The organism is Campylobacter sp. 19-13652, assembly GCF_019702925.1.
Classification (GTDB): Bacteria; Campylobacterota; Campylobacteria; order Campylobacterales; family Campylobacteraceae; genus Campylobacter_A.
Map to the genome: position 1 here is coordinate 1,292,157 of NZ_AP024713.1, position 11,781 is coordinate 1,303,937.

At 41.9% G+C, this 11,781-nt stretch carries 10 protein-coding genes; all 10 read right to left on the bottom strand.

Annotated features, from left to right (window positions below; genetic code table 11):
- Positions 1-228: 228 nt before the first annotated feature.
- The 10 genes from LBC_RS06280 to LBC_RS06325 all read right to left on the bottom strand — a co-directional run bounded on the left by LBC_RS06280 (position 229) and on the right by LBC_RS06325 (position 11,773).
- Positions 229-1,245 carry an alanine racemase gene (locus LBC_RS06280; RefSeq protein WP_221253564.1) on the bottom strand — a complete coding sequence of 339 codons (1,017 nt, stop codon included), beginning with the start codon at positions 1,243-1,245 and terminating at the stop codon, positions 229-231.
- Positions 1,246-3,141 (bottom strand): bifunctional tRNA (5-methylaminomethyl-2-thiouridine)(34)-methyltransferase MnmD/FAD-dependent 5-carboxymethylaminomethyl-2-thiouridine(34) oxidoreductase MnmC, encoded by a 1,896-nt coding sequence (gene mnmC, locus LBC_RS06285; protein WP_221253565.1) that lies wholly within the window; start codon positions 3,139-3,141, stop codon positions 1,246-1,248. It lies immediately after the preceding gene.
- Entirely contained in the window at positions 3,138-4,619 is a 1,482-nt protein-coding gene (locus LBC_RS06290) for an N-acetylmuramoyl-L-alanine amidase (RefSeq protein WP_221253566.1), read from the bottom strand. Before LBC_RS06290 ends, mnmC begins: the two co-directional genes overlap by 4 nt.
- Complete coding sequence (locus LBC_RS06295) at positions 4,612-5,703, bottom strand: nitronate monooxygenase (protein ID WP_221253567.1); 1,092 nt, start codon at positions 5,701-5,703, stop codon at positions 4,612-4,614. The genes LBC_RS06290 and LBC_RS06295 overlap by 8 nt, the downstream gene beginning before the upstream one ends.
- Complete coding sequence (gene tyrS, locus LBC_RS06300) at positions 5,703-6,905, bottom strand: tyrosine--tRNA ligase (protein ID WP_221253568.1); 1,203 nt, start codon at positions 6,903-6,905, stop codon at positions 5,703-5,705. Before tyrS ends, LBC_RS06295 begins: the two co-directional genes overlap by 1 nt.
- A gap of 9 nt (positions 6,906-6,914) precedes the next feature.
- Entirely contained in the window at positions 6,915-9,077 is a 2,163-nt protein-coding gene (locus tag LBC_RS06305; RefSeq protein WP_221253570.1) for a bifunctional (p)ppGpp synthetase/guanosine-3',5'-bis(diphosphate) 3'-pyrophosphohydrolase, read from the bottom strand.
- Positions 9,067-9,282, bottom strand: a complete 216-nt coding sequence (locus tag LBC_RS06310; protein WP_221253572.1) for a DNA-directed RNA polymerase subunit omega — start codon at positions 9,280-9,282, stop codon at positions 9,067-9,069. The genes LBC_RS06305 and LBC_RS06310 overlap by 11 nt, the downstream gene beginning before the upstream one ends.
- Before the next feature lie 16 nt (positions 9,283-9,298).
- Positions 9,299-10,015, bottom strand: coding sequence for a UMP kinase (gene pyrH, locus LBC_RS06315; RefSeq protein WP_221253574.1), 717 nt, complete (start codon positions 10,013-10,015; stop codon positions 9,299-9,301).
- A gap of 120 nt (positions 10,016-10,135) precedes the next feature.
- Complete coding sequence (locus LBC_RS06320) at positions 10,136-10,930, bottom strand: shikimate dehydrogenase (protein WP_221253575.1); 795 nt, start codon at positions 10,928-10,930, stop codon at positions 10,136-10,138.
- Complete coding sequence (locus LBC_RS06325; RefSeq protein WP_221253576.1) at positions 10,931-11,773, bottom strand: SPOR domain-containing protein; 843 nt, start codon at positions 11,771-11,773, stop codon at positions 10,931-10,933.
- Positions 11,774-11,781 lie beyond the last annotated feature (8 nt).

Genomic DNA, 11,781 nt, shown 5'->3' on the forward strand with positions numbered 1-11,781 from the left:
GCTTGAGATATTAGCACTATAAAAACAGTCGGCTTACTAGGTTTTGCTAAGGGTATTTTTAGGTTTACACTGAGCTTTGCAAATGGCTAAATTTTAAAGAGCATAAATTTATGCACCATTTTTTGGCTTTTAGACAAAATCTTACGACTGCTAAATTTGTAATAAGCCACCATTTAAACTGATAATTTCAAACCTTTTAAAATAAAGCCCCTCGGATTTTAGCATTTTTCACACCCAAACTCTCGGTATAAACGGACTTAGCTTAGTCAACACATCATACTCTATAGTGTTAAAAAACCTAGCCCAAATCCTAGCATCATCAAATACACACACCTCCTCGCCACAATCCTCCGCCCCAAAGCTATCCATGCTCATCTTGCCAAGCAATCTACCGCCATCGCGCAGCCTAAGCTCGCCACTGCCGCCATAGCGCAAAAGCCCATCGCCATAGCCTAAATCATAAGTCGCCACACGCATATCGCTAGATGCGCTAAAAAGCCCACCATAGCCCACTCTGCCTCCGGCTAAAATCTCACGCACACTCACACGATTAGCCCATAAAGAAAGCACTCGCTGCAAGCCCAAACTCTCATCAAACTGCGAATACCCATACTGTGCTATGCCAACGCGTACGCACTCATCGCTTAGCTCGCTTTTAAAGCGCTCTAGCGCAGCAGAGTTATGTGAGTGAAAGAGTGGCTTTTCTAACCCTAACTGCTCGCAAAGCCCTAAAATACGCCACTTTGCTTCGTTAAATTTTTGCCGCTGGATAAAATAATCACACCCTATTTCATCGCTTGATCTAAAGTGCGTATATGCCCCAAGAAGCCTTAATCCACGCTCTTTTATGAGATTAAAAGCATCGTCTAGCTCGCTTAAAGCTATGCCGTTTCGGTGCATAAGAGTATCTATAGCTAGATGAATTTTGCTATTTGGCGCTATCCTTAAAAGCGCACTAAGCTCGTTAATGCCGTATATTAAATGCTCGCTCTCTTTACCTGTTGGGATATGAGAAAGCACCAAAATATGCGGAAAAATCCCCCTTATAAACGCAGCCTCTGCCTCGTTTTTAACGGCCGCAAATTTAATCCCAAGCCTAGCTGCTTCTGGGGCGATAAGCTCTATGCCGTGAGAGTAAGCATTATCTTTAAGCACAAGGATAATGCGATTAATGTCGCCGATTTTGCCAGCTATGGCAGAGATATTATGCGCATAAGCGGCGCGGTCTAGGCAGATTTTAGCCATTTATTTTAATCCTTTTTTGAGTTTTCTTATCATAAATCTAGCTGGATGGATAGCGGCAAATAGCTCTTTATTTAAACAAAGTGGGCGCGAAAATATAAGATCAGCGATTAAATTTGCCCCAAGTATCGCACTTCCTAGTCCCCTAGCCCCATGAGCTGAGTTAATAAAAAGCCCCCTGTGATAATTTGGCTTTTTATCGCTTTTTTTACCCCAAAATATAGCCCCATAGTCCCTCTCATAAGCTTTTGTGTCATGCAAGGGTCCGATAATCGCAAATCTATCTCCGCTATAGCTACGAAACCCTACGTTTGAGCCTAAAATTTCAGGCTTTTGGCTTAAAAACTCGCTAATATCAGCTAAATTTTGCGTATCATCGCTATCTCTTTTTTGTCGCTCGTAATCCTCCCTGCTAAAGCTAGCCCCGCACACCCTAGCCCCATTAAAAGCGGCGGTTAAATAGCCCTTTGCAGAGTGAGTAGCATTTGCATCATAGCCTCGTTCTAGCAGCCCTTTGGCGTCTTTTATTAGAGTGGTTTGTCCTCTGACACTTGAGATTTGTACGCTATCATCAAAGCTTAAAATAGGCTTTTTATCGCCATAATCCCTGCCAAAAAGCTGCTTTGAGTGGCTTCCCATGCAAAAAACTATCGCATCTGACTTTATGCTTACAATCCCATCTTTAAATTTAAATCTCGCCTCATAGCCATCCTTAAGCGCCTCAAATCCAACAAACTCATGCAAAAGCCGTACATCAAGCCCTTTAGCTAAAAACTCACAAGTCTTTTTAGGTCTTAAGCAAGCGGCATTTCTCACTCGTACAACATTAGTGACAGGACTAAAATCATCTCGCTTTAAATAGCGATTTTTTAGCGTTTCGTTAAAAGCATAAGCGTAGGCATCGTGATGCAGGCATAGTTCTTTTGACAAATTTTTAGCATAAAACTCGCTCGCCATATCGCAAGATAAGCTATGAAAATCCCCAAGTAGCACCCCTGGACTTGTAATAAGCGGCATTAGTTCGCCAATTTCATTGCTACTACCATTGTTTGCTACGGTTTGAGATTTCTCAGCTAGCACTACCACACAGCCCATTTGGGACAAAATCCTAGCCGTAGCCACGCCAGCTATGCCAGCACCCACTACCAAGACTTTTGGCGCGCTTTTAAATTTAAAATCTGGTCTTTGAAAGTAAATATCATCTAGCTTTTTCTGTGCTAGCTTATCTAAAAGCACCGCACTAACGCGCTCTCTTTTACCCACACCCTTTAGCTTACTAACGCTAAAGCCAGCCACTTTTAAGCCCTTTTGTAAAATACTAGCAGCCGAATATGTGCTTACAACAGTCCCGGCCTCGCTAAGCCTAGCCACCTCGCTAAAAACTGCCTCACTCCACATATCTGGGTTTTTCGCTGGGGCAAAGCCGTCTAAATACCAGCAGTGCGCGCAAAAATCACTCTGCCTTAGCATTTGCTCTGCTTCGCCGAATAAAATATCAAGCGTAATAAACTCATCTATAATAAATCTATTAAATCCAGCCTTTAGCGACTTATCACTTAGCGCATGAATTAGGCGTTTTGCTATTAAATCAAGCTCTCGTGGTAGCGCAAAATCTGTATAAATTTGCTCTATTTTTTTTGCAGATAGAGGGAATTTTTCCACGCTTACATAATGAAGTGGCGTCTTTAGAGCGCTAAACTCATTAACAGTCGTTATGAAATTAAGCCCAGCCCCAAAGCCAAGCTCGGCTACTATAAACGGACTAAAGCAAAGCCCACCCTGCGCAATAATCTCCTCCGCCCTTGCCCTTGCCACGCTAGAAAAGACTTGCACAGACTGAGCTAGCGGGTCTTTAACGCTCCAGTAAGTGTCGTTAAATTTATCATTAAAAGGGATCATCTATTTTTCTTAAAGTACTCTACCACACCCTCAGCTATGCCTCTAGCTAGCTCGTTTTGATACCTGTTGTCAAATAAAAGCTTGCCCTCAACTGGGTGCGTAATGTAGCCTATCTCGACTAAAACCGCTGGCATAAGTGCACCTACAAGCACCCAAAAAGGCGCCTCTCTCACGCCACCATCACTTACCTTAGCTATGGTGCTAGTTCGCTTTAAAAGCTGGCGATGTATGTCTATGCCGAGCTTATTTGAGGCAATGATTTTTTCGCGGTTTAAGAAATTTAAAAACGTCTGCTGAGAGAAAAAATTCATCTCCTCAATATCTGATTTATTCTCGAGCGCAGCTGCATTTTTACTACGCTCGCTACGTGCTGGAGATAGGAAAAATGTCTCAATACCCTTCATTTTTGGGGCTTTTTGTGTATTTGGAGCTGCGTTTGCGTGAATGGAGATAAAAATATCAGCCTCACTATCATTTGCAAATTTAGTGCGCTTTCTAAGATTTATAAAAACATCCCTATCTCTAGTAAATTTAACCCTATAACCCAGATTTTTAAGCCTTTCTCCGAGCTTTTTGGCCACCGCTAAGACTGCTGTTTTTTCATACATATTTTTCCCACCTATTGCGCCAGGGTCAGTTCCGCCATGCCCTGGGTCAATAACGATTAAAGGGGCTGGCTTTTTAGGGGAGATTAGCGGCTGTTGGGGCTTTGATTTTTGGCTTTGATTTGCCTGATTTTGGCTAGTTTGCTTTGAGTTTGTCTGTTTTGATTTATTTGGCGTTATAACCTTTGGGCTAGGTGATACCTCAGCCTCTTTGCTTACAAAATCCTTTGCTCTAAGAAGCATTTTATCATTATCAATCTGCGCTGTTATGACCTTTTGGTTTTGGCTTTCAAACACCACGCGCACGTACTCTTTGTCAAACTGCGCTATACGAATTTTATCCACTAAAAATCGCTGGTAAGTAAGGCTTTTGCCATTTAAAGACGCCTGTATATCAAGGACATTGCGATAAATAGGCGGAGTATTTAAAAACATTGTACGAGTTTTTATATCGCTTATATTTTGATTAAATTTAAGCTCCAAAGCATCATCTTTTTTAACCGCACTCATAAGATATATGGGCTTTTGAGGCTTTTTGGAGCTTATTATGCTCTGCTCTTTTATCATAGTTTTTGGCTTTGGCTGAGCTTTGGCTTTGGGCTTTAAGGCTAATAAATCCTTTTTATACCCACTATTATCAAGCCCAAGCGCAGCCGAAGCCTCTATTAGGCGAGTTAAAGTCTGCTCTTTAAGTGCATCATCATCGCCTATAATAGCCTTTACATAAAGGCTATTTAGCTCTTTTAAAAGCTCTCTTTTTTTAGAGATACTAGCACTTTTAAAGGCGTTATCAAACTGCGATATAAAATCAGCACCAGACGCCAGCAAAATCCCAGAGCAAAGGCATATTATAGTAAGAATTTTCTTAAGCATCTTCGCCTTGAGTTAACTTTTTAATAAGCTCTTTGACGCTAATTAGCTCTTTTAATTTATAACCGTTTGCACCTGTAAAAAATAATCCAGTCTCTCTTACGCCACTTACTGCATCATAGAGACGATTTGCTATACAATATCCCACTTTTTTAGCCTCTTTACCATGTTCACATGGCGCCACGCAATTGCTTATGCACTTTATTTTTGGGGCAATTTTTTGCTCGATTAGCTTAAATAAATTTGATTTTATGCCACGCGCCGGATAGCCCACTGGGCTTTTTATAAGCTCAATATCATCTTTTGTTGCTTCTATTAGCACTTGCTTAAAAGTAGGATGAGCATCGCATTCGTGAGTGCCGATAAATCGTGTCCCCATCTGCACGCCATCAGCACCTAATGCCATAACACGCTCAATGTCAGATTTATCCCATATCCCACCAGCTGCAATGAGTGGGAAATCACCCCACTGTGCTATTTCTGCTTTAACTTGCGGTATAAGCTTTTCTAAGCTATATTCTGGATCTAGACACTGCTCGTAGGTAAATCCCTGATGTCCACCACTAAGAGGCCCTTCTAGCACAACAGCATCAGGCAGGCGATTATAGCGCTGCTGCCAGCGCTTGCAGATGATTTTTAGAGCCTTTGCAGAGCTAACAATGGGCACAAGCGCCACGTCTTTAAAGCCTTGAGTAAACTCTGGTAAATTTGTAGGTAGCCCAGCGCCACTTACTATTATATTTATGCCAGCCTCGCAAGCGTCCCTTGCTATCCTAGCATAATCATTTGCCGCACACATTATATTTGCACCAAGCGGACTATCGCCACAAATTTTACGAGCATTTTCGACTATTTTTGCAAAGGCTTTTGAGCAATAAAAACTCTCGCTTCCCAGCGGTTTGCCCTCAAGCTCGCGCTGTGCATAGGCCAGCTTGTCGTAATAGCCCGTCCCAACAGAGCTAATAATACCAAGCGCACCCTCCGCACTCACTGATCCAGCTAGCCTATCCCAGCTTATACCAAGCCCCATGCCACCCTGAAATATAGGGTGCTTTATCTCATATTTGCCTATTTTTAGTGGCTTCATTATTTTACCTTTAGTTTTGCGAATTTTCGCTTGCCTACTTGCAAGACATATTCTCCAGCCTCTAAATAAAGCTGCTCATCTGTGATTTTTTCCTGATTTATGCTGACTGAGTTTGCCTTTATATCACGGCGAGCTTGAGAATTTGAAGCTGATAACTCGCAATGTGAAAGAGCTGCAACTATCCAAACTGGCGCACCTAACTCATACTCACTCATCTCATCAGGTAGTCCGCCAGCTGAGTGAATTTTATCAAACTCAGCCTTTGCGCTAAGGGCTGCTTCTTTGCCATGATAACGCTCCGTAATCTCAAGCGCTAGGGCTTCTTTTACTGCTTTTGGATGGATTTTTCCGTCTTTTACGCCATCTTTTAGCTCATTTATTTCGATTAAGCTCTTTACGCTTAAAAGCTCATACCAGCGCCACATAAGCTCATCGCTAATACTTAATGTTTTTGCAAACATATCATTTGCGCTATCCTCAACACCTATGTAGTTATTTAGGCTTTTGCTCATTTTATTTACGCCATCAAGCCCCTCAAGCAGCGGCATCATCACCACAGCCTGCTCCTTACCCACGCCATAAATTCGCTGAAGCGTGCGCCCCATTAAAAGATTAAATTTCTGATCCGTCCCACCCATTTCTATGTCGCACTTCATCGCCACACTATCATAGCCTTGAAGTAGCGGATATAAAAACTCGCTTATGGATATGGAACTACCTGCCTTATAGCGTTTTTCAAAGTCATCTCTTTCTAGCATTCTAGCCACCGCAAAAGTGGAGGTAAGCTCAACTATTCCAGCCGCCCCTAGCTCATTTAGCCATTTTGAGTTAAACATCACCTCAGTTTTTTCTGGGTCAAGAATTTTAAAAACTTGATTTTTATAAGTTTGCGCGTTTTTAGCCACCGTATCAGCGTCTAACTTTTTACGGGTAGCTGATTTTCCCGTCGGGTCGCCTATTTGAGCGGTAAAATCACCTATTAAAAACTGTACTATCGCTCCGTGTTTTTGCAGTAATGCCATCTTATTTAAAACCACAGTATGCCCTAGGTGCAAATCAGGCGCAGTCGGATCAAAGCCAGCCTTTATAAAAAATTTCTCACCCTTTTCGTAAAAGTTTTTAATCAAGCTCTCTATGCGCTCAAAGTCGATTATCTCGGCTGTGCCGCGCTTGATTTCGGCCAAAATAGAGCCTATATCCATAAATCCTCCTTAATTATTATAAGCATCATTACTTGAGACAAAATCCACGATTTTATACCGCTCTTTGAGCCTATCGCGAATTTGATTTGCATTTAGATGCTCTGCTATTTCTATACTTATAGTGAAAAAATCCCCATCAACCTCGCTACCTTGGTTTAAATTTATGCTAGATAAATTTGCCCCCAACCTTGAAAGATAGGTCAAAAACTCAGCCAACGAGCCACGGCGATTTTCCAAATTTAAAACAATATTATACCTGCGTGGCGCATTTCGCGTCCATTTGACAAATATCGCCTCCTCGCTTGTTAACATTTTGCCTACGCTTTTGCATAGCTTGTGATGCACTACCGCCGTGCCACCATGCCTAAAGCCCACTATATCATCGCCTCGCTTTGGATTGCAGCAATAATCAAACTCCACGCTTGAAATTTTGTGATTTGAGTATATGACTATGTTTTCAAATTTTTGCTTTTTTACGCTGTAGCGGTCGCCGATAGAAAATGGACTTAGCTTTTTTGTATATTTTCTAAGGCTGTTTACAAGCTCTTGTAAATACACGCTATCAGTGGCTGCGCGGACAAATTTTTTACTAGCTCCGTCAAGCTCTAACCACTCAATAAGCCTACGCGCACTAATATCAAAAACACCCTTTAAGATATTGCTTGCGTACTGGGTGTTTATCTCTTTTATTTTTTGCTTACAAAGCGAGCGTATGGCGGCCTTTGCTTTGCCTGTTTTTACATTCTCAAGCCAGCTACAGCGGTATTTTGGCTCATCGCCTGTTACTATACGGACTATGTCACCATTTTTTAGCTCTGTTAGTAGCGGTACACGTACACGGTTTATGTAAGCCTGCGAGGCATAAAGCCCTACTTCGGTATGCACCTCATAAGCATAATCAAGAGCAGTCGCTCCGCGAGGCAGGGTAAAAATGCTACCCTTTGGCGAGTAAACCGCAATATCTTCGGCATAGAGACTATCTTTTGCAAACTCATACATCTCCTCGGCGTTATTTTCTACGCTTGAGGCGCTAATATCACTTAGCCAATCAAGACGTGGATTTAAACCACCACTTTTGTATTTCCAATGTGCAGCCACGCCAAACTCGGCGGTTTTGTGCATGTCGTAGGTACGCACCTGCACCTCAAATATACTTTTATTATCAAAAATGGTAGTATGTATGGTCTGATAGCCATTTTGCTTTGGCAAGGCTATGTAGTCTTTAAAGCGTGAGATTAATGGATTAAAATGCATATGCAAATTCCCAAGCACCCTGTAACAATCAAGTGGAGCGTCAACAAGCACCCTAACTGCAAGTAGATCAAGCACCTCCTCTATGCTAATGCCCTTTCGCTGCATTTTTAAAAATATTGAATAGTGGTGCTTTATGCGTTTTTGAATTTCAAACGTACCCTCAGCAAAGCCATTTGTAAGCAAAATATGTCCTACTCTATCGACAAAATCGTTAATTATAAGCGATAATTTTTGCTGCTGTTCGTTTATATAATCATCAATCTTTTTATAATCCTCTGGCATAATGCGCTCAAAGCTTAAATCCTCGAGCAAATTCTTAATAGATGAAATTCCAAGGCGATGGGCTATGGGCGCATACACCATCAGTGTCTCCTCAGCGATGCGCTTTTGCTTTTCTGGGCGAAGGGCGCTAATTGTAAGCATATTATGCAGTCTATCGCATAGCTTAATAACAAGCACACGCACATCTTCGATTGAGATTAAAAGCATGCGACGAAATGTAAGAGCCGAGCTGGCTAGCTTTTCATTACTAGAGCTACTTACTAGCTTATCCTCGCGTATATTTACTATCTTAGTAAGCCCTTCAACCAGCTTTGCCGCATCCGCACCAAAGGCATCTCTTACATCACTTAAAGTAGCGTCTGTATCCTCTACCACATCATGCAAAAGCGCAGCCACAATCATAGCCTCATCAGCACCCATATAAGCCACAAAACATGCCACGAGTATAGGGTGTATGGCATACGGTTCGCCACTTTTTCTATACTGCCCCTCGTGAGATACAATACAAAAATCAATGGCTTTTTGCACAAGATAGCTATTAGGAAATAGCGAAGCAAGCAGCTCCTTAGCGTCAGTCACGCTGTTTATTGCGACTACATCTTTTACAAGCTGCTCAAAAAATATATTATTTGCCATCTACAATAGCTTCTAGCCCCACCTTGCCCTCAGCGACTTCTAAAAGCGCTATATCGGCAAATTTCATCTTTGAAGTATCAGCATTTACTAGCACCTCGGCTCCATTTGCCAAAGCCTCAGCACGACGAGCTACGACTAGGGATAGCTTATAGCGGTCATCTCCGACTTTTTTTAGAGCCTTTGCTGTGATTTGTTCTGTTCTCATTTTTTATCCTTTAAATTTATTTTACTATGGAGTATGTGGCATCTGCGCTATTTGTGATTATATTTAGCAAATTACCAGCCTTAAACATATTGCACACGATTATAGGTAGCGCATTGTCCTTTGCTAGGGCTATGGCGGTATCGTCCATTACCTTTATATTATCAGCCATTGCGGTTTCATAGCTTAACTCTCTTAGTAGTGTCGCGCCTTCAAATTTATGTGGGTCTTTATCATACACGCCGTCTACTTTTGTCGCCTTTATTATCATATCAGAGCCTATTTCAATAGCCCTAAGAGTGGCTGCAGTATCTGTGGTAAAAAAAGGATTTCCAGTACCAGCAGCAAAGATTACAACTCGCCCTTTTTGCAGATGACGTATGGCCCGCCCGACTATAAATGTCTCGCATATCGCCTCCATTTTAATAGCACTTTGCACCCTCACATCTACGCCGCCATGCTCTAGCGCCTCACGCATAGCTATGGAGTTTATCACAGTAGAGAGCATCCCCATATGATCACCACTCGTACGCTTTATAATGCCGTCTCTTGCGGCACTTACTCCGCGTATGATGTTGCCTCCACCTATGACTATGCCGACCTCTACGCCAGCGCGCACTAGGCTTTTTATCTCATCAGCTATAAATTTAACTATCGAATTATCAATCCCAAAACCGCTCTCTCCAGCTAGTGCCTCACCTGAAAATTTAACTAAGACCCGTTTTTTATCGCCCATATTTTGCTCCTTAAAAATTCGCTAATTCTACCCAAAAAGCCTTTAAAAGCTTTTGAATTTATTAATGTTTATCGGTTTTTTAAATTTTGAAAAATATTGATTTTAGCCCAAATAGCCACTTTACCTAGGCAAAGAAAAAGCCTCACGCATAGAATTTATAATACTACTTTCTTTTAAAGTATTATCAAAAAATAGATTAAAAGCTAACACCGCCTGAAAAAGTAGCATATCAGCCCCATCTTTATTAGGTATGTTTAGGCTTTTTGCCATCTGCAAAAACGGCGTCTCTTTGCCGTATATGACGTCAAAAGCATATCGAGCGTGCTTTAACGCAGGTCTTAAAATCTCACTAGGTGCTGGCAAAAGCTCATCTTTTAACCCAGCTGAAGTAGTATTTAAAACCAAATCAAAATCGCCAAACTCAAAGCTCTCCCAAGTAAAAGTCCTAAAATCGGTCTCAAAGCTAGCAAGCCTAGACTTGCTGCGATTTAGCACGCTTACATCTGCGCCACTATCCTTTAAAGCATGAGCGAGTGCTAAAGCAGTGCCACCAGCGCCTAAAACTAGGACTTTTTTTACGTCGCTAAACTTGCTAATAGCCCTTAAAAAGCCAGGTGCGTCTGTGTTAAAAGCATAAATTTTATCATCTCTTTGCACCAAAGTATTTGCTGCGCCTACTTTTAGCACAAACTCACTCTTTACGTCTGCTTGCATGGCGGCTACGTGCTTATGGGGGACAGTTATATTTGCTCCGCTTAGCCCTAGCCTCTTAAATTTATCAATCAGCGTATCGCCATCTTTTAACAAATAGCGAATATAAGCACCACTTAGCCCTAGCGCATTAAGTGCGCTATTGTGAAGTCTTGGGCTAAGTGAGTGGGCTACTGGGTCGCCAAAAAGGGCAAAAAGGCGCACCTATTTTACCCTGTAGACAAAGGCTTCTTTTGCGATTTGTTCGCGGATTTCTGACACTGCTTGTTTTAGCTTATCCGTAGAAAATGGCCCCACAAGTACCTTTGTGGCTGCCCCCACTTTTAAAAGATGTACAGCATAGCCTTTTTCTTTTAGTTTTGAGACATAGCTAGCACTTGGGCTAAACTTGCTAACAGCAGCAACTTGCACGTACGCCCCAGATGGCACGTTTTGGCTTACGCTTGGCGCGCTAGTACTCTTTACAAGCTCTTTTAAATTTACGCTCTCTTGTTTTTTAGCTGGCGGTGTGGCTGGCTTATTAGCAGGCTTTGGCTGTGAAGCTGGCTTGACTTCAGACTTTTTTGGCTCTGGCTTTTTAGCTACTGTAGCTTCTGACTTTTTTGTGCCTACTGGCTTTGGTTGATTAGTGATTGATGGCGTATCAACGCTTTCCTTAGCTGGTTTAGCGGCTGCTTTTTCTTGATCTTTTAAGCGCTTTATCATGCTCTCAAAATCATCATCGCTTTTGCTTTCAGCTACTATAGGCACTTGTTCAAACATCCCATCGCCATCTTTTTGCTCATCTTTAGGCTCATTTACTAAAGCTGGCTCAATAGCTGAGGGCTGCTCCTCTTTTGCAGCTGGTACTGGAGGCAGGACTAGGCGAGGTTGCTGGACTTGGGCTGTTTGTTCCTCATCTTGTGAGCTAAATAGCCCAACAATTGCTATGACTATTAAAAACAGAATAACAAAACCAGCTATCACCATAAGAAGTCGTTTAAAATTTAAATTTTTATTATTTTCATGCTCGTTTAGCATTAAATCTTGCAGTCCGTCATTTGGCATTTTCTCTC